This window comes from Inquilinus sp. Marseille-Q2685, assembly GCF_916619195.1.
GTDB lineage: Bacteria > Pseudomonadota > Alphaproteobacteria > DSM-16000 > Inquilinaceae > Inquilinus.
Map to the genome: position 1 here is coordinate 181,958 of NZ_CAKAKL010000006.1, position 17,345 is coordinate 199,302.

General features: G+C 70.4%; 18 protein-coding genes. 13 read left to right on the top strand and 5 right to left on the bottom strand.

Features of this window, described 5'->3' with window-relative positions; translation table 11 throughout:
- Positions 1-8 precede the first annotated feature (8 nt).
- Both LG391_RS24770 and LG391_RS24775 read left to right on the top strand, forming a co-directional pair.
- Positions 9-1,646, top strand: coding sequence for an NAD(P)/FAD-dependent oxidoreductase (locus tag LG391_RS24770; protein ID WP_225770726.1), 1,638 nt, complete (start codon positions 9-11; stop codon positions 1,644-1,646).
- A gap of 21 nt (positions 1,647-1,667) precedes the next feature.
- Complete coding sequence (locus LG391_RS24775) at positions 1,668-2,288, top strand: cupin domain-containing protein (protein ID WP_225770727.1); 621 nt, start codon at positions 1,668-1,670, stop codon at positions 2,286-2,288.
- A 10-nt stretch (positions 2,289-2,298) separates the two neighbouring features.
- On the opposite strand, the gene LG391_RS24780 is transcribed toward LG391_RS24775, so the two are convergent.
- From LG391_RS24780 to argH, 5 genes are read right to left on the bottom strand one after another with little or no spacing between them, the layout of a single operon-like run.
- Positions 2,299-3,267, bottom strand: a complete 969-nt coding sequence (locus LG391_RS24780; protein ID WP_225770728.1) for a threonine/serine dehydratase — start codon at positions 3,265-3,267, stop codon at positions 2,299-2,301.
- A 33-nt stretch (positions 3,268-3,300) separates the two neighbouring features.
- Positions 3,301-5,790 carry a TIGR02302 family protein gene (locus LG391_RS24785; RefSeq protein WP_225770729.1) on the bottom strand — a complete coding sequence of 830 codons (2,490 nt, stop codon included), beginning with the start codon at positions 5,788-5,790 and terminating at the stop codon, positions 3,301-3,303.
- A gap of 22 nt (positions 5,791-5,812) precedes the next feature.
- On the bottom strand, positions 5,813-7,084 hold the full coding sequence (gene lysA, locus LG391_RS24790; protein WP_225770730.1) for a diaminopimelate decarboxylase: 1,272 nt from the start codon (positions 7,082-7,084) through the stop codon (positions 5,813-5,815).
- Positions 7,081-7,209 (bottom strand): hypothetical protein, encoded by a 129-nt coding sequence (locus LG391_RS34770; protein ID WP_255646839.1) that lies wholly within the window; start codon positions 7,207-7,209, stop codon positions 7,081-7,083. The genes lysA and LG391_RS34770 overlap by 4 nt, the downstream gene beginning before the upstream one ends.
- Positions 7,206-8,630 carry an argininosuccinate lyase gene (gene argH, locus LG391_RS24795; protein WP_225770731.1) on the bottom strand — a complete coding sequence of 475 codons (1,425 nt, stop codon included), beginning with the start codon at positions 8,628-8,630 and terminating at the stop codon, positions 7,206-7,208. Before argH ends, LG391_RS34770 begins: the two co-directional genes overlap by 4 nt.
- 14 nt (positions 8,631-8,644) lie before the next feature.
- Between argH and LG391_RS24800 the strand changes: the two genes are divergently transcribed.
- The 11 genes from LG391_RS24800 to LG391_RS24850 all read left to right on the top strand — a co-directional run bounded on the left by LG391_RS24800 (position 8,645) and on the right by LG391_RS24850 (position 17,291).
- A complete protein-coding gene (locus LG391_RS24800; protein WP_225770732.1) occupies positions 8,645-9,232 on the top strand; it encodes a TlpA disulfide reductase family protein in 588 nt (195 codons plus the stop codon).
- Positions 9,233-9,470: 238 nt separating this feature from the next.
- The gene (locus tag LG391_RS24805) at positions 9,471-9,701 is read left to right on the top strand and encodes an AbrB/MazE/SpoVT family DNA-binding domain-containing protein (protein ID WP_225770733.1); all 231 of its coding nucleotides are present in this window, start codon (positions 9,471-9,473) and stop codon (positions 9,699-9,701) included.
- Positions 9,691-10,104 carry a PIN domain-containing protein gene (locus tag LG391_RS24810; RefSeq protein ID WP_225770734.1) on the top strand — a complete coding sequence of 138 codons (414 nt, stop codon included), beginning with the start codon at positions 9,691-9,693 and terminating at the stop codon, positions 10,102-10,104. The genes LG391_RS24805 and LG391_RS24810 overlap by 11 nt, the downstream gene beginning before the upstream one ends.
- Positions 10,101-10,973 (top strand): CoA ester lyase, encoded by an 873-nt coding sequence (locus LG391_RS24815; protein WP_225770735.1) that lies wholly within the window; start codon positions 10,101-10,103, stop codon positions 10,971-10,973. The genes LG391_RS24810 and LG391_RS24815 overlap by 4 nt, the downstream gene beginning before the upstream one ends.
- Positions 10,974-11,146: 173 nt before the next feature.
- A complete protein-coding gene (gene sdhC, locus LG391_RS24820; RefSeq protein ID WP_225770736.1) occupies positions 11,147-11,554 on the top strand; it encodes a succinate dehydrogenase, cytochrome b556 subunit in 408 nt (135 codons plus the stop codon).
- The gene (sdhD, locus tag LG391_RS24825; RefSeq protein ID WP_225770737.1) at positions 11,554-11,949 is read left to right on the top strand and encodes a succinate dehydrogenase, hydrophobic membrane anchor protein; all 396 of its coding nucleotides are present in this window, start codon (positions 11,554-11,556) and stop codon (positions 11,947-11,949) included. The genes sdhC and sdhD overlap by 1 nt, the downstream gene beginning before the upstream one ends.
- 4 nt (positions 11,950-11,953) lie before the next feature.
- Positions 11,954-13,744, top strand: a complete 1,791-nt coding sequence (sdhA, locus tag LG391_RS24830) for a succinate dehydrogenase flavoprotein subunit (RefSeq protein ID WP_225770738.1) — start codon at positions 11,954-11,956, stop codon at positions 13,742-13,744.
- A gap of 7 nt (positions 13,745-13,751) precedes the next feature.
- Positions 13,752-14,534, top strand: a complete 783-nt coding sequence (locus tag LG391_RS24835) for a succinate dehydrogenase iron-sulfur subunit (RefSeq protein ID WP_225770739.1) — start codon at positions 13,752-13,754, stop codon at positions 14,532-14,534.
- A 125-nt stretch (positions 14,535-14,659) separates the two neighbouring features.
- A complete protein-coding gene (locus LG391_RS24840) occupies positions 14,660-16,072 on the top strand; it encodes a homospermidine synthase (protein WP_225770740.1) in 1,413 nt (470 codons plus the stop codon).
- The gene (locus tag LG391_RS24845) at positions 16,069-16,842 is read left to right on the top strand and encodes a GNAT family N-acetyltransferase (protein ID WP_225770741.1); all 774 of its coding nucleotides are present in this window, start codon (positions 16,069-16,071) and stop codon (positions 16,840-16,842) included. The genes LG391_RS24840 and LG391_RS24845 overlap by 4 nt, the downstream gene beginning before the upstream one ends.
- Before the next feature lie 257 nt (positions 16,843-17,099).
- The gene (locus tag LG391_RS24850; RefSeq protein WP_225770742.1) at positions 17,100-17,291 is read left to right on the top strand and encodes a DUF433 domain-containing protein; all 192 of its coding nucleotides are present in this window, start codon (positions 17,100-17,102) and stop codon (positions 17,289-17,291) included.
- The last annotated feature ends 54 nt before the right edge of the window (positions 17,292-17,345 follow it).

Sequence of the window (17,345 nt, forward strand, 5' to 3'; positions counted from 1 at the left end):
AGAGACCGATGACCACGACGTCCCCGTCCACCAACGGTGCGGCCAAGCGCTACGACGCCATCATCATCGGCGCCGGCCATAACGGCCTGGTCTGCGCCAACTACCTGGCCCGTTCCGGCCTCAAGGTGCTGGTGCTGGAGCGCCGCAGGGTCCTCGGCGGCGCCGCGGTGACGGAGGAGATCGCGCCGGGCTTCCGCGCCTCGATCTTCTCCTACCTGATGAGCCTGCTGCATCCCCGCATCATCCGCGATTTCGAGCTGGCGAAGCACGGGCTGCAGGTGCTGCCCTGCTCGGACATGGTCTCGCCGGTCGGCGGCGACGACTACATCCTGTTCTCCGACGACATGGCCAAGACCCAGGCCAGCTTCGCCAAGTTCTCGCAGAAGGACGCCGCGATCTATCCGGAGTTCGACCGCTACCTGCAGGAGGCGGCGCAGATCGTGCGCAAGCTGCTGTGGGAGACGCCGGTCGACCCCGCAAGGCGCGACTGGCGCGGTTTCCGCGACACCGCCGCCCTGCTGTGGCGGCACCGCAAGATCGGCCGCAGGATGTACCGCGTCGCCGACATGCTGAGCATGAGCGCCTACGACTTCCTGCGCGAATGGTTCGAGGACGACCGGGTGATGGCGGTCCTGGCCTATTACGCCTCGATCGGCACCTTCGCCGGGCCGAAGACCCCGGGGTCGGCCTACGTCATCATGCACCACATCATGGGCGAACATGAGGGCGCGGGCGGCTGGGGCTTCATCAAGGGCGGCATGGGCGCAATCACCCAGGCGCTGGCCTCCTACGGCCGCAGCATCGGCGTCGACCACGTCACCGAGGCCGAGATCGCGGAGGTGCGGCTGACCGGCGACCGGGCCACAGCCGTCACCACCAAGGCGGGCGACACCTATTCGGCGCGGATCATCGTCTCCAACGCCAGCGCCAAGACGCTGTACCTCGACATGATCGGCGAGGCGCATCTGCCGGCCGAGTTGCTGCGCGAGATCCGCGGCTATCGCAGCTTCTCCACCGCCTTCAAGATGAACATCGCCTGCGAGCGGCCGCCGCAGTACCGCATCCTCGACAAGGTCAGGGCCGACGGCGCGCTGGGCAATTTCAGCTACCCGACCTACATGCACATCGCGCCCGACATCGACTATCTCGAGCGCGCGTACGACGACGCCAAATACGGCTGGTACTCCAGCCGGCCGTTCCTGACGCCGGTGGTGCCGACCATCGTCGACGACAGCCTGGCCCCGCCCGGCAAGCATGTCGTCAACCTGTTCGGCGGCCACGCCCCCTACACGCTGAAGGGCGGCGACTGGGCGGTGGAGAAGGACGAGTTCCGCAAGACCGTGTTCGACACGATCGAGGAGCACGCGCCCGGCTTCTCCAACGACGTGATCGAGGCCCAGCTGCTGGTGGCGCCGGACATCGAGCGCATCGTGGCGCTGCCGCAGGGCCACATCTTCCATGGCGAGCTGTCGACCGACCAGCTGTTCTTCCAGCGCCCGGTCTCCGGCTATGCCGATTACCGCACGCCGTTCCGGGGGCTTTACATCTGCGGCTCGTCGATGCATCCGGGCGGCGGCGTCTCCGGCATCCCGGGCCACAACGCCGCGCGCGAGATCCTGCGCGACGTCAAGGCCCGGCGGGCGTGAGGCCGGCGTGAAGGTAGGGTCATGACCGAAGGCGAGCACCCCGATCCCGATCTGCAGACGGCGGACTCCGACCCGTCCTCCGGCGATCCGGTCGACACGATCGGGCCGCAGATCCGCGAGCTGCGGCAGCAGCGCGGCCTGACCCTGACGAAGCTGGCGGCCACCACCGGACTGTCGGTCGGCCACCTGTCGCAGGTCGAACGCGGCCTGTCGACGCCGACGATCCGGCAGCTGCAGCTGATCAGCAGCGCCATGGGCGTGACCATCGGCTGGTTCTTTCGCGACCCCGCGCCACGAGACGATGAGGACCGGGTCGTGGTCCGCGCCGGCCGGCGCAAAGTGCTGGACATGGGCGGGCTCGGCCTGACCGACGAGCTCTTGGTGCCGAACCTCGACGGCAAGCTGGAGCTGCTGCTGTGCACCATCCAGCCCGGCGCCGGCAGCCCGGACAGCTACACCCATGAGGGCGAGGAGGCCGGCTTCATCCTGTCCGGCGCGCTGGAGCTATGGGTCGACGAGAAGCTCTACGTCCTGGGCGCCGGCGACAGCTTCGCCCTGGCCAGCACCCGGCCGCACCGCTACCGCAATCCCGGCCCCGGCATCACCCGGGTGATCTGGGCGATCACGCCCCCCAGCTTCTGAGCCGGCCGGCTCAGGCGATGCCGAAGCGCACCCGCCAGCGCTCGATGTCGGCCAGCGAGACGTTGCCGCCGCACAGGATCAGCGCCACCCGCGCGTCGCGCGGCAGCCGGTCCTTCAGCCGCAGCGCCGCGGCCAGGGTGCAGCCGGCCGCCGGTTCGGTCACCACCTTCGCCTGCTCGGCCAGGATCTGCACGCCGCGCACCGCCTCGGCATCCGGCACCACCAGCACCTCCTCCACCGCGTCGCGCACGATCGCGAGGGTGCGCTCCGAGACCGAGGGCGCGCCGAGGGTGGTGGAGATCGAGGTGACGGCCGGCAGGCGCACCGGCTTGCCGGCGGCCAGCGCCTGGCTCATAGCGTCGGCGCCCTCGGTCTCGACGCCCCAGATCCGGATCTCCGGCCGCAGCGCCTTCACCGCGGTGATGACGCCCGAGATCATGCCGCCGCCGCCGATCGAGGCGATGATGTCGGTGACGTCCGGCGCGTCCTCCAAGAGCTCCAGCCCCATCGTGCCCTGGCCGGAGATCACCCGCGGGTCGTCGAAGGGGTGGATCAGGGTGCGGCCGGCGGCGGCCTGGCGCTCGGCCTCGGCGAAGGCGGCGGCGATGTCGGAGACCAGCACCACCTCCGCCCCCTCGGCGCGGGTGCCGGCGACGTAGTTCTCCGGCGTCACGGCCGGCATGATCAGCGTGGCGTTCAGCCCCAGCACCCGGGCCGCATAGGCGACGCCGAGCGCGTGGTTGCCGCCGGAGACCGCGACCACCCCCGCCGCCCGCTCGGCCTCGCCCAGGCTGAGCATGGCGTTGAAGGCGCCGCGCGCCTTGAACGAGCCGCCATGCTGCAGCAGCTCCAGCTTCGTCACCACCGGCAGGCCGAGCAGGCTGCCGAGCAGCTCGCGCGGCAGGGTCGGGGTGCGCAACACATGGGGGGCGATGCGGGCGCGTGCCGCACGGATCGTCTCGAGCGTGATCGCCGTCACGGGAATCCTCGTCCTGGCGGAATCGGGCCGCGCTCAGAACTGGCGCAGCAGCCTTTCGATATAATCCCGTTCCGGCGGCGGGCGCGAGCGGTCGTTCAGCCGCTGGCGCAGCTCGTCGAGGATGGCGCGGGCGCGCTCGGTGTCGAATTTGGTCGGCAGGCCGACATCACCATTGGTGGTGCCGCCGCTGTTGGTCATCGGCCGGCCCAGCGGATCCTGGTTCTCGAAATTCTGCCCGTTCTGGGCGCGGCCGACCATGCCCGGCTGGGCGCCCATGGCCTCCATCATCTGCTGCGCCATGCCCTGCAGCCCCTGCTGCAGCTGGTCCAGCGCCTCGGTCTGCGCCGGCACGGCGCCGCCGGGGTCGCCCTGGGCCAGGGACTCGCCCGCCTGCTTCATCGCCCGCTCGGCCCGGCCGAGCGGCATCGGGATGTCGCCGCCCATGTCGCCGAGCTCGCGCATCAGCTCGCCCAGCGCCCGGCGCAGCGCTTCCTGGGTCTGGGCGTTCTGCTCCGGCGTGCCCTGCTGCTGCGAGGGGTCGCCCTGCTCGCCACCCTCCTGCGCCTGCTGCTGGCGGTAGGTCTGGTCCAGCAGCTGGCGCTGCGCGTTGGTCAGCTTCTGCAGGTCCTTCAGCAGGTTCATGGCGCGCTGCTGCGCCTCCGCCTGCTGCTGGCTCATCTGCCCCATGCGCAGGTTTTCCATCATGTTCTGCATCTGGGACAGCAGCTCCCGCGCCTGGTCCTTGGCGCCGGATTCGGACAGCTGCTGCATCCGGTCGATCATGTCCTGGAACTGCTTCCGGTCCATGATCTGCGCGTCCGGCGGCAGCATCATCTCGCTCAGCTCGCCGCGCTGCATCTTCTCCCGCATCTGCTCGGCCATCGCCTGCAGGTAGCGGTCCATCGCCCGGCGCAGCTCCTCGGTCAGCTGCTTGATCTCCTCGTCGCTGGCGTTGCGCTCCAGCGCGTCGGCCAGGCGCTGCTGCGCTTCGCGCAGCGACCGTTCGGCCAGCGACATGTCGCCGTCCTCGATCCGGAGCGCGGTGTCCCACAGCAGGTCGCGCAGCGGCGCCACATGCGGCTTCGGGTCCTGGGCGAAGAACAGCCGCCGGGCGGCGGTGCGCAGCGCCAGGAACACCACCCGGTCGTCATAGTAGCGGTCCGGCCGCTGCGACAGCATGTCCAGCGTCTCGGCCACGCTTTCCGACTGGTCCGGCTGCAGGGTCAGGATCCGGCGCTGCTCGATGATGGCGCGGGCCACGGGATGGTGGAACTCGCGCTCCGGCAGCGTCACTCGCTCGGGCGCGGTCTTCGTGCTCTGCCCGGCCGCATCGGTCGCGGTCAGCACGATGTCGGCCGCCTGCCCGGCCCAGGCATGCGGCGTCAGGTCCTGATAGCTGGTGGTCTTGACCTCGCGCGGCCAGCGGCCCGGCACCGACAGCGGGATGGTCATGGGCGTCTGGTCCAGCACCGCGGGCGCGCCCGGCGCCAGGGTGATGGTCGCGGTCAGGGTGGCGATGCCGTAATCGTCGGTCGCGGTGGCATCGAGCCGCAGCGCCTGGCGTTCGGTCGGCTTCGGCTTGTCGGTGAAGGCCACGGTCGGCGGCGCGTCGGGCAGCACCTTCACCGGCCAGTCGCCCAGCACCGCGCCGTCCTGGCTGACGGACAGCCGGTCGCCGCCGGTCACCTTGGCCTGCAGCTCGTAATTGCCCCCTTCGATCGGGGTGAAGGCAGTGTCGCTGCCGGCGAGGCTGAGGGTCGGGACCCCGTCGCCGCCGGCGACCCGGCCGACCAGGGCGCTGCCGGTCGGGATCTCGACCGGCCCGGGCACCGGCTGGCCGCTCCCGGGCGCCGCCACCTGCCCGGCGGTGAGGTAGATCGGCGGCCGGCCGGTGTAGGAGGGCGGGGTGACGAACAGGTCGAGCCGCGGGGCGGTGGCGGCGGTGGCGCCGAACAGCCCGGGCGACAGCGCCCGGCCGAGCCGCCCGCGCCAGTCGTCGCCGGCGGCGACCACGGCCAGGATCAGCCCGATCACCACCAGGCCGCGCAGGGCGAAGCGGTCGGCCTCGGCGTTGCGCGGCCGCGGCAGGCGGGGCTTGAGCAGCCGCAGCTGGGCCGCGCGCTGGGCCAGGTGGCGCTGCCACAGCACCCGGCTGAGCGGGTCGGAGGTGCCGGTGGCCTGGGTGTCGCGCAGCCCGGTCAGCGGCCGGTGCTCGATGCCGCTGTCGCGCTCCAGCCGGCGCCGCGCCGCCAGGCCGTCGGGCAGCCGCAGCCGCCACAGCGGCCGGCTGGCGACGACCAGCGCCGCGGCGAAGGCAACCAGGATCAGGGCGTGCAGCCAGCCCGGCAGGTCGGGCAGCAGGTCGAAGCCGGCGAGGACGAGGAAGGCGCCGAGCACGGTGGCGACGGGCCAGGCGGCGCGCCACGCCGCCTCCCAGGCCGCGGCCAGCCATGCCAGCGCGATCTTGACGCGCGGCTCGGCCGGCTCGGTCGTCCTGGGGGCCTCGGTCGGGCTGCGGGCCACCTCTCCTCCTACGCCTCCGTCGTCAGTCCACCCGGGCCAGCCAGGGCGGCAGGCTCTCCCCGGCGACCATCTCTTCAAATGTGGGCCGTTTTCTGACGATAGCAAATCGATCTTTGTCGACCAGCACCTCCGGCACCAGCGGCCGGGTGTTGTAGGTCGACGCCATCACCGCGCCATAGGCCCCGGCGCCGGTGAAGGCGACGAGGTCGCCGGCGGCCAGGGGCGGCAGGGACCGGGCCCTGGCGAAGGTGTCGCTGCTCTCGCAGACCGGGCCGACCACGTCGAACTCGGCCTCGGCCGCGCCCTCCGCCGGCTGGCGCAGCGGCACGATGCCGTGCCACGCCTCGTACATCGCCGGGCGGATCAGGTCGTTCATCGCCGCGTCGAGGATCACGAAGTTGCGGGTCCGCCCCGGCTTGATGAAGATCACCCGCGACAATAGGACGCCGGCATCGCCGCAGATCGACCGGCCGGGCTCGACCATCAGGTGACAGCCCAGGTCGCCCACCGTCTCGCGCACGATGCGGGCGTAATCGGCCAGCGCCGGCGCCGGGTCGCCCTTGTAGGAGATGCCGATGCCGCCGCCGAGGTCGAGCCGCTCGACCACATGGCCGGCGCCGCGCAGCTCGCGCACCAGCTCGGCCAGGCGGCGATAGGCGTCGCGATAGGGCGACAGGTCCAGCAACTGGCTGCCGATATGGGCGGCGATGCCGACCGGGCGGACGCCGGGCAGCGCCCGTGCCCGCTCATAGGCCAGGGCCGCGTCCTCGAGCTCGATGCCGAACTTGTCGCCCTTGCGGCCGGTCGAGATCTTGGTGTGGGTCTTGGCGTCGACGTCGGGGTTCACCCGGAAGGCGACCACCGCGTCCCGCCGCACCCGCACCGCGACCCGCGACAGCAGCTCCAGCTCCTGCAGCGATTCCACATTGATCTGGTGGATGCCGGCCAGGAGCGCCGCCTCCAGATCCTCCGCGGTCTTGCCGACGCCGGAGAAGACGATGCGGTCGGGCGGGCAGCCGGCGGCCAGCGCCCGCTTCATCTCGCCGGTCGAGACCACGTCGATGCCGGCGCCCTGCCGCACCAGGGTGCGCAGCACCGCGAGGTTGGAATTGGCCTTCGCGGCGAAGCAGACGGCGATCGGCAGCCCGGCCAGCGCGTCGACATAGGCGCGATAGTTCGCGACCAGCGCCGCGCTCGAATAGACATAGGCCGGCGTGCCGACCTGCGCGGCCACGGCGGCGAGGTCGACGTCCTCGGCGAAGAGGGCGCCGTTGCGATAACCGAAAGCGGTCATGTGCTCGGGTAGCTCCGCGGATAGGCCGAGGTCTTGGGATCGGGCGGGCTGACCGAGGCCGCCTTCTTGCCGCAGGCGACGAGGCCGAAGGCGAGGGTTATGGCGAGCAGGATTCGCAGGATCACAGGAAACGCTCCTTTGCGGCTTGGACGGCCTCGCGCACCCGGTCGGGCGCGGTGCCGCCATAGCTCTTGCGGCTGGCGACCGAGGCCTCGGCGGTCAGCACGGCGTAGACGGCGTCGGTGATGCCGGCATGGACCGCCTGCATCTCCGCCAGCGTCAGCTCGGACAGGCGGCAGCCCTTGTCTTCCGCCAGCTTCACCAGATGGCCGGTGATGTAGTGCGCCTCGCGGAACGGCACGCCGAGCTGCCGCACCAGCCAGTCGGCCAGATCGGTCGCGGTCGGGAAGCCGGCCTCGGTGGCCCGGCGCATCGCCTCGGCATTGACGGTCCAGCTCTCGACCATGCCGGTCATCGCAGCCAGGCACAGCATCAGCGTGTCGTCGGCGTCGAAGACCGGCTCCTTATCCTCCTGCATGTCCTTCTGGTAGGTCAGGGGCAGGCCCTTCATCACGGTCAGCAGCGCGCCAAGGCTGCCGAACACCCGGCCGGTCTTGCCGCGCACCAGCTCTGCCGCGTCCGGGTTGCGCTTCTGCGGCATGATCGACGACCCGGTCGAGAAGCCGTCGGACAGGCGGATGAAGCGGAACTGCGGCGTCGACCAGAACACGATCTCCTCCGCCAGCCGCGACAGGTGCATGGCGCAGATGCCGGCGGTGGCGAGATAGTCGAGCGCGAAGTCGCGGTCGGAGACGCTGTCGAGCGAGTTGGCGGTCGGCCGGTCGAAGCCGAGGGCCTTGGCGGTCAGGTGCCGGTCGATCGGAAAGGGCGTGCCGGCCAATGCCGCGGCGCCGAGCGGGCATTCATTGGCCCGGGCGCGGGCGTCGGCGACGCGGCTGCGGTCGCGGCCCAGCATCTCGACATAGGCCAGCAGGTGATGGCCGAAGGTGACCGGCTGCGCCACCTGCAGATGGGTGAAGCCCGGCAGGATGGTGTCGGCGTGCTGCTCGGCCTGGGCGATCAGCGCCGCCTGCAGTGCCTTCAGCCCCTGCTCCAGCCGGTCGAAGGCGTCGCGCACCCACAGGCGGAAATCGGTCGCCACCTGGTCGTTGCGGCTGCGCGCCGTGTGCAGGCGCCCGGCGGCCGGGCCGATGATCTCGGCCAGCCGCGCCTCGACATTCATGTGGATGTCTTCGAGCGCGGTCTTGAACTCGAACCGGCCCTCGGCGATCTCGCGCTCGACCTGGTCGAGGCCGCGGGTGATGGCCTCGGCGTCCTCGGCGGAGACGATGCCCTGGGGGGCGAGCATTGCGACATGAGCGCGCGACCCGGCGATGTCCTGCGCCCAGAGCTTGCGGTCGAAGCCGATCGAGGCGTTGATCCGCTCCATGATCGCCGCCGGCCCGCCGGCGAAGCGGCCGCCCCACATGGTGTTGGCGCCTTTATCGGGCGCGACGGGGGTGGCAGGCTGGGTCGGATCGGACATGGGGTGCGGACCGGATGAGGAAGAGAGCAACGATCGCCGCGGGCATGGCCGGCCTGGCGCTGCTGCTGGCGGCGGGCGCGGCCTGGTGGACGCTGCGGACCCCGGAGGGCCGGCCGCCCCTGGGCGGCACCGTCGCCAGCTTCGTCCTGGCCGACCGGCCGGAGCCGGCACCGGAGATTACCTTCTCCGACGCCGCGGGCAACACCCTTCGTCTCGCCGACTTCAAGGGCAAGGTGGTGCTGGTCAACCTGTGGGCGACCTGGTGCGCCCCCTGCGTCAAGGAGATGCCGGCGCTGGACCGGCTGCAGGCGAAGCTGGGCGGCGCCGACTTCACCGTGCTGGCGCTGTCGATCGACCGCGAGGGGCTGGCCAAGGTGCAGCCCTTCTTCGCCACCAACAAGATCGCGGCGCTGCCGGCCTATCTCGACCCCGGCGGCCGGTCGCCGGCGGCGTTCGGCGCCCGCGGCCTGCCCACGACGCTGCTGATCGACCGCGACGGCACGGTGGTGGGCCGCCAGGAAGGCGCCGCCGAATGGGACGACGACAGCTCGGTCGCGCTGCTGCGCTTCTATCTCGATCGCGGAAAGGCCGGGTCGGCCTGACGGCTCAGATGGGCGTGGAACCCATGTAGAAGCCGATCAGCAGCAGAACGCCGTAAACCCAGATGATGGTGCGGAGCAACATGGTCCTGTCCTCGGGCTCAAGGCCCTGGATCATGTCTACGCCGCCTTCCGTGAATGAGATGTGACGGCGGTCACGGGGAAGATTCACGCTGTCGCAATAGCCGAAAGCCGTTTCCTATGATATACAGATGGCAACGTATATCATCCTGGTGATGCCATGCGCGTGGCGAAATGGGGCAACAGCCTGGCTGTGCGGCTGCCTTCGGCCGTCGTCGAGGCGCTGGAGCTGAAGGAAGGCGACGAGGTCGAGATCCGCATCGCGGCCGATCGTGCCTTCCTGGTTGAGCGCGACCGTAGCCGGCAGCAGGCGCTGGACCGGCTACGCCGGCTGCGGCGGCCTCTGCCACCCGGCTTCCGCTTCGACCGCGACGAAGCGAATGAGCGCTGAGGTGTTCCTCGACACCAACATCCTGCTCTACGCGATCGCCCGCGACGATCCGCGGGCCGCGACCGCCGAGGCGCTGCTGGCGGCCGGCGGCATGATCAGCGTGCAGGTGCTGAATGAGTTCACCTCGGTCGCCCGCCGCAAGCTGGGCCTGTCCTGGGACGAGGTCACCGAGGCGCTGTCCGCCATTCGCGCCCTCTGCGCGCCGGCAGCACCGGTCACGGTCGAGACTCACGAGGCTGCGCTGCGGATCGCGGAGCGGCAGGGCGTGAATGTCTACGACGCGCTGATCATTGCCGCGGCGCTCCAGGCGAAATGCCGGATTCTCTATTCCGAGGACATGCAGGACGGCCACACGATCGACGGCCTGACGATCCGGAACCCGTTTCGGAGTGAGATGCCATGACCATCCGCCCCCGCCGCTCGCTGCTCTACGTTCCCGGCTCGACCCCCCGCGCGCTGGACAAGGCGCGCACCCTGGACGCCGACGGGCTGATCCTGGACCTGGAGGATGCGGTCGCGCCCGACGCCAAGGTGGCGGCGCGCGAGCGGGTGGTGGCGGCCGTCAGCGCCGGCGGCTGGGGGCCGCGCGAGGTGCTGGTCCGCGCCAACGCTGCCGACACGCCCTGGGGCGCCGACGACCTGGCCGCCCTGGCCGGCAGCGGCGCCGACGGCGTCGTCCTGTCCAAGGTCGAGCGGCCGGAGACGGTGAAGGCCGCCGAAGCCGCCCTGACCGACGCCGGCGCGCCCGACAGCCTGGCGCTGTGGTGCATGATCGAGACGCCGCTCGGCGTGCTCAACGCCGCCGCCATCGCCGGATCCTCCGCCCGTGTGGTGGGATTCGTCCTCGGCACCTCGGATCTGGCCAAGGACCTGCGGGCGGCGCATGAGCCCGGGCGGCAGCCGCTGCTGACCGCGCTGGGCCTGTGCCTGCTGGCCGGCCGCGCCCACGGCCTGGCGGTGATCGACGGGGTGCATCTCGACCTGGAGGACGAGGCCGGCTTCGCCGAGTCGTGCCGCCAGGGCGCGGCGCTGGGCTTCGACGGCAAGTCGCTGATCCACCCGAAGACCATCGCCGCCGCCAACGCCGCCTTCGCCCCGAGCACCGAGGCGGTCGAGACCGCGCTGCGGGTGATCGCCGCCCATGCCGCGGCCCTGGCCACCGGCCAGGGCGTCACCGTGGTTGACGGCCGGCTGGTCGAGGCGCTGCATGTCAGCGATGCGGAGCGGGTCGTCGCCCTGCATCGCGCCATCGCGGACCGCAGCAACGCGTAGCGGTTGCGGCCCATTCGGACCTAGTTGCGAACGGCTCGCATCTGCTTGAAAGTATTGGCCTGTTCGTTGACTTGCTGCAGTGCGGCGCGTAAGTCACTCCCGACCCTTTCAGGCTCGATCGCGACAGGCGCGCCCGTGCCTGATGCCCATTTGCGCATCGGAGTAAATTCCGCATGTCCGCCTCCGAGGCAGTTCCTCAGAAACGGCCGAGGCCACTCTCGCCCCATCTGCAGATCTACCGTCCGCAGATCTCGAGCGCGCTTTCGATCTTCCACCGCGGCACCGGCATCGCCCTGTCCATCGGCACCCTGCTGCTGGCCTGGTGGGTGATCGCGGCGGCCGCCGGCCCCGAGGCCTTCGAGGCGGCGCAGTGGTTCCTCGGCTCCTGGCTCGGCCTCCTGATGCTGTTCGGCTGGACGGCGTCGCTGTTCTACCATCTCTGCGCCGGCATCCGGCACCTGGCCTGGGATGCCGGCTGGGGCTACGACCTGCCGACCATGCACAAGACCGGCTACGCCGTGCTGATCGCCACCGCGGTCTTGACCGTGCTGGCCTGGATCATCGGCCTGGTGGTGTGGTGATGACGACCAAGAACACCTCGCTCCGCACCCCGCTGGCCCATGCCCGCGGCCTCGGCTCCGCCAAGTCCGGCTTCGCCCATTGGCGCGGCCTGCGCGTCACCGCCCTGGCGCTGATCCCCCTGACCATCTGGTTCGTGATCTCGGTGATCGCCCATCTGGGATCGCCGCTGCCCGAGGTCCGGGCCTGGCTGGCCCATCCGGTCAACGCCGCGCTGTTCATCCTGTTCATCGCCATCGGCCTGCATCACGCCGCCAACGGCCTGACCGAGGTCTATGAGGACTACATCCACGGCCACGCCGCCAAGCTGGTCGCCGATCTGGCGACCAAGGGCCTGGCCCTGTTCCTGGGGGCGGCGATGACCGTCTCCGTCCTCAAGATCGCCATCCTGGGGTAACCCCATGCCTGCGTCCTACACCTTCATCGATCACTACTACGACGTCGTCGTGGTGGGCGGCGGCGGCGCGGGCCTTCGCGCCACCTTCGGCATGGCCGAGAAGCGGCTGAAGACCGCCTGCATCACCAAGGTCTTCCCGACCCGCAGCCACACCGTGGCGGCCCAGGGCGGCGTCTCTGCCGCGCTCGGCAACATGGGGCCGGACGACTGGCGCTGGCACATGTACGACACCGTCAAGGGCTCCGACTGGCTCGGCGACCAGGACGCGATCGAGTACATGTGCCGCGAGGCGATCCCGGCGATCATCGAGCTCGAGCATTACGGCATGCCCTTCAGCCGCACGGCCGAGGGCAAGATCTACCAGCGCGCCTTCGGCGGCATGACCACCGAATACGGCAAGGGCCGCGCCTACCGCACCTGCGCCGCGGCCGACCGCACCGGCCACGCCATGCTGCACACCCTGTACCAGCAGGCGCTGAAGCACGAGGCGGAGTTCTTCGTCGAGTACTTCGCCATCGACCTGATCATGGACGAGGAAGGCGCCTGCCGCGGCGTCGTCGCCTGGAACCTGGACGACGGCACGATCCATCGCTTCTTCGGCCACCAGACGGTGCTGGCGACCGGCGGCTACGGCCGCGCCTACTTCTCCTGCACCTCGGCCCATACCTGCACCGGCGACGGCGGCGCCATGGCCGCGCGCGCCGGGCTGGCGCTGCAGGACATGGAGTTCGTGCAGTTCCACCCGACCGGCATCTACGGCGCCGGCTGCCTGATCACCGAAGGCGTGCGCGGCGAGGGCGGGTACCTGACCAACAGCGAGGGCGAGCGCTTCATGGAGCGCTACGCCCCCTCGGCCAAGGACCTGGCGTCGCGCGACGTGGTCAGCCGGTCGATGACGATCGAGATCCGCGAGGGCCGCGGCGTCGGCCCGAACAAGGACCACATCCACCTGCATGTCGAGCATCTCGACGCCGACATCATCCACCAGCGCCTGCCCGGCATCGCCGAGAGCGCCAAGATCTTCGCCGGCGTCGACGTGACCAAGGAACCGATCCCGGTCCTGCCGACGGTGCACTACAACATGGGCGGCGTGCCGACCAACGTGCATTGCGAGGTGGTCAACCCGACGGCGGACGACCCGAACCGCGTGGTGCCGGGGCTGATGGCGATCGGCGAGGCCGCCTGCGTCTCGGTGCACGGCGCCAACCGGCTGGGGTCGAACTCGCTGCTCGACCTCGTGGTGTTCGGCCGCGCCGCCGCGATCCGCTGCGCCGAGCTGATCAAGCCCGGCCAGACGCACAAGCCGGCGCCGGCCGATGCCGGCCAGTTCGCGCTGTCCCGGCTGGACCGGCTGCGCCACGCAAAGCAGGAGGTCCGCACCGCCGACCTGCGCCTGGAGATGCAGCGGACGATGCAGAACGACGCCGCCGTCTTCCGCACCGGCCAGACCATGGCCGAGGGCTGCGAGAAGATGGAAGCCACCTGGGACAAGCAGAAGGGCCTGGGCGTCGCCGACAAGTCGCTGATCTGGAACTCGGACCTGGTGGAGACGCTGGAGCTCGAGAACCTGATGATCAACGCCGTGACCACCATCCGCTCCGGCGTCAACCGCGAGGAGAGCCGCGGCGCCCATGCCCGCGAGGACTTCCCCGAGCGCGACGACGTCAACTGGATGAAGCACAGCGTCGTCTGGATCGACGAGGCCGGCAAGACCCGCATCGACTACCGCCCGGTCCATCTCCAGCCGATGACCAACGAGGTCCAGAGCTTCCCGCCGAAGGCGCGGGTGTACTGAGGACGCCATGGCCGAATTCACCCTGCCCCGCAATTCCAAGGTCCAGCCCGGCAAGACCATCCGCGTCTCCGGCGAGATCAAGAAGCCGCGGACCTTCAAGATCTATCGCTGGGACCCGGACACGGACGAGAATCCGCGGCTCGACACCTACGAGATCGACCTGGCGCGCTGCGGGCCGATGGTCCTGGACGCGATCATCCACATCAAGAACGACATCGACTCGACCCTGACCTTCCGGCGCTCCTGCCGCGAGGGCATCTGCGGGTCCTGCGCGATGAACATCGACGGCACCAACACCCTGGCCTGCCTCAAGCCGATCGACGAGGTGCAGGGCGACGTGAAGATCTACCCGCTGCCGCACATGCCGGTGGTGAAGGATCTGGTGCCGGAGCTGACCCACATCTACGCGCAATACGCGTCGATCAAGCCCTGGCTGCAGGCCGAGAGCCCGCCGCCGCCCGACCGCGAGCGCCGGCAGAGCCCGGAGGAGCGCGAGAAGCTGGACGGGCTCTACGAGTGCATCCTGTGCTTCTGCTGCTCGACCAGCTGCCCGAGCTACTGGTGGAACGGCGACAAGTATCTCGGCCCCGCCGTGCTGCTGCAGGCCTATCGCTGGATCGCCGATAGCCGGGACGAGATGACCGGCGAGCGGCTGGACGCGCTGGAGGACCCGTTCCGCCTCTATCGCTGCCACACCATCATGAACTGCACCAAGACCTGCCCGAAGGGTCTGAACCCCGCCAAGGCGATCGGCGAGATCAAGAAGCTGATGCTGGAACGGGCCGGCTGAACCGCGCAGCGCCGGAAACCGTCACAAAAAAGCGCTGGTGGCCCCAGCGCTTTTTTCATATCAACCGCCCGATCCACGTCACGGAGCGATCCTGCACGCAACACACTCGAGGAGTGTCCTTCTAAATGGCAAAACCCGCGCGCACACCCTTTGCCGGCCGCATCCTGATGGTCGGTTTCGGCTCCATCGGCCAGGGCGTGCTGCCGCTGCTGCTGCGGCACCTGACCCTCACCTCCGACCGCGTCACCATCGTGACGGCCGAGACGAGAGGCCAGAAGGAGGCGGAGCTCTACGGCGTCCGCTTCATCCTGGAACCGGTGACCCGCGGCAATTATCGGACACTGCTCGAACCGCTGCTCGGCCCGGGCGACGCCCTGGTCAACCTCTCGGTCGACGTCTCCTCGGTCGAGCTGATCAAGCTGGCGCGGGAGCGCGGGGCGCTCTACATCGACACCTGCATCGAGCCCTGGCTGGGCGGCTACACCGACCCCAATCTCGGGCCGGCCGACCGGTCGAACTACGCGCTGCGCGAATCGGCCCTGGCGCTGGGCCGCAGCCCGGGCGCCCCGACCGCGGTGCTGACCCACGGCGCCAATCCCGGACTGGTCTCGCATTTCGTCAAGCGCGCACTGCTGAACATCGCGTCGGCGACCGGCTTCGAGCCGCCGGTGCCGGCCGACCGCGCCGGCTGGGCCGGCTTGGCCAAGACGCTGGGCGTCAAGGTCATCCACATCGCCGAGCGCGACACCCAGGTGGCCCGCTTCCCGAAGAAGCCGGGCGAGTTCGTCAACACCTGGTCGATCGACGGCTTCGTCGGCGAGGGCTGCCAGCCGGCCGAGCTGGGCTGGGGCAGCCATGAGCGCCACTTCCCGGCCGACGGCAACCGCCACGCCGCGGGCTCGCAGGCGGCGATCTGGCTGGCCCGCCCCGGCGCCGCCACCCGGGTGCGGACCTGGACCCCGCTGGCCGGGCCGATCCACGGCTTCCTGATCACCCACAACGAGGCGATCTCGCTGGCCGACTACCTGACCGTCGGCTCGGGTGCCCAGCCGGAGTACCGGCCGACCGTGCACTACGCCTATCATCCGTCGGACGATGCGGTGCTGTCGGTGCATGAGTTCGCGGGCCGCAACTACGAGCTGCAGCCGAACAAGCGGCTGATGATGGACGAGATCACCGAGGGCATGGACGAGCTGGGCGTGCTGCTGGCCGGCCATGCCAAGGGCGCCTACTGGTACGGCTCGCGCCTGACCATCGGCGAGGCGCGCGAGCTGGCGCCGCACAACAACGCCACCAGCCTGCAGGTGACCTCGGCCGTGCTGGCCGGCCTGGTCTGGGCGATCGAGAACCCGGACCGCGGCCTGGTCGAGCCCGAGGAGATGGACCACGAGCGGGTGCTCGAGGTGGCCCGCCCCTATCTCGGCGAGCTGGCCGGCGCCTTCACCGATTGGAACCCGTTGCAGGACCGCGGCAAGCTGTTCCCCGAGGACATCGACCCCGAGGATCCCTGGCAGTTCAAGAACATCCGGGTGGTGTGACCGGCTTCCGCCCGGTCGCCGGCCTGTCCCGCGATGAGCGGGCGCGGGTCGGCGCCCTGGTGGCCGGCCATCCGGTGTTCGCGCTCTATTGGGCCGCGGCGCTCGACGCCGCGGCCGTCGGCGACCGCTGCCGATCGGCGCGGCTGGAGCCGGAGGGCGTCGTCCTGGGCATCGATTTCGACGGGCTGTCGATCTACACCCCGGTCGGCGCCGTCGGCGACGTTGCCCTTCTGTCCCTGGCCGCCGATCCGCGCCCACTGGAGCTGCATCTGACGTCGAAGCAGGCCGACCGGCTGCGCCCGGCCTGCGGCCACCGGCTGGCGCTGGAGGACGGGCTGCGCTTCTACGCCCGGCCGCTCGCCGATATCCCGGAGCCCGATCCCGGCTGCCGGCGGATGGGGCCGACGGATCTGGAGCCGCTGCGCCGATTCTACGCGGCGCATTATCCGGCGACGGTGTTCTCCAGCTGGATGCTGGATCTGCCCTTCGTCGCCATCGTCGAGGACGGCCGGCCGGTCGCCGCCGCCGGCGCGATCACCCGCGCCGGCGGCCGGGCGATGATCGGCAATTTCCTGGTCGCCCCCGCCCGCCGCGGCGAGGGACTGGCCGGGCGAGTGCTGGCCGGCCTGCTGGCGGTGCTGCGGGCAGAGGGCACGGAAACGGCGCTGCTGGCCACCAACGACGCCAACCCGGCCGCCTGCCGGGTCTATGAGCGCGCCGGCTTCGCCCTGATCGAGCGCCGGGTGCAGCTGGACCTCCGTGCGGCCTGACACCAGCGCAGGGCAATCGCTTGAAAACAGTGGACGTCGAGCGTCTTCGCATTGCCTCTCCCGCCGGACGCGGGAGAGGTCGGACGTCCGTAGGACGGCCGGGTGAGGGCTGGTCCCGGCCTCAACAAAATCCCCTCACCCGGAGCCGCTTCGCGTCTCCGACCTCTCCCGCAAGCGGGAGAGGCAATCGGACTGCATCCGCTGGAGACGCTTCATGCCAATTTAAAGGACGTTAGAACGAGAACACGATGGAACCGATGGGTCGCATCACCCAACAGCCCGAGGTCATGGGCGGGCGGGCCTGCATTCGCGGGATGCGGGTCACCGTCGGCATGATCGTCGGCCTAATCGGCGCCGGTCACAGCATCGACGAGGTCCTCGCCGACTATCCCTACTTGGACCGCGAGGACGTTATGCAGGCGCTGCGCCACGCCGCTGGACTGGCCTGACGCGCCGCCGGTTCAGGCCAGGGATGCGCCGCCTTGTCTGGCAATTCGCCGGGG

Coding starts and splice junctions, on each gene's coding strand:
- sdhA (WP_225770738.1), top strand. CDS start 11,954: ATGCCTGCGTCCTACACCTTCATCGATCACTACTACGACGTCGTCGTG.
- LG391_RS24770 (WP_225770726.1), top strand. CDS start 9: ATGACCACGACGTCCCCGTCCACCAACGGTGCGGCCAAGCGCTACGAC.
- LG391_RS24810 (WP_225770734.1), top strand. CDS start 9,691: ATGAGCGCTGAGGTGTTCCTCGACACCAACATCCTGCTCTACGCGATC.
- sdhC (WP_225770736.1), top strand. CDS start 11,147: ATGTCCGCCTCCGAGGCAGTTCCTCAGAAACGGCCGAGGCCACTCTCG.
- LG391_RS24850 (WP_225770742.1), top strand. CDS start 17,100: ATGGGTCGCATCACCCAACAGCCCGAGGTCATGGGCGGGCGGGCCTGC.
- LG391_RS24800 (WP_225770732.1), top strand. CDS start 8,645: ATGAGGAAGAGAGCAACGATCGCCGCGGGCATGGCCGGCCTGGCGCTG.
- lysA (WP_225770730.1), bottom strand. CDS start 7,084: ATGACCGCTTTCGGTTATCGCAACGGCGCCCTCTTCGCCGAGGACGTC.
- LG391_RS24805 (WP_225770733.1), top strand. CDS start 9,471: ATGCGCGTGGCGAAATGGGGCAACAGCCTGGCTGTGCGGCTGCCTTCG.
- LG391_RS24815 (WP_225770735.1), top strand. CDS start 10,101: ATGACCATCCGCCCCCGCCGCTCGCTGCTCTACGTTCCCGGCTCGACC.
- LG391_RS24835 (WP_225770739.1), top strand. CDS start 13,752: ATGGCCGAATTCACCCTGCCCCGCAATTCCAAGGTCCAGCCCGGCAAG.
- argH (WP_225770731.1), bottom strand. CDS start 8,630: ATGTCCGATCCGACCCAGCCTGCCACCCCCGTCGCGCCCGATAAAGGC.
- LG391_RS24775 (WP_225770727.1), top strand. CDS start 1,668: ATGACCGAAGGCGAGCACCCCGATCCCGATCTGCAGACGGCGGACTCC.
- sdhD (WP_225770737.1), top strand. CDS start 11,554: ATGACGACCAAGAACACCTCGCTCCGCACCCCGCTGGCCCATGCCCGC.
- LG391_RS24840 (WP_225770740.1), top strand. CDS start 14,660: ATGGCAAAACCCGCGCGCACACCCTTTGCCGGCCGCATCCTGATGGTC.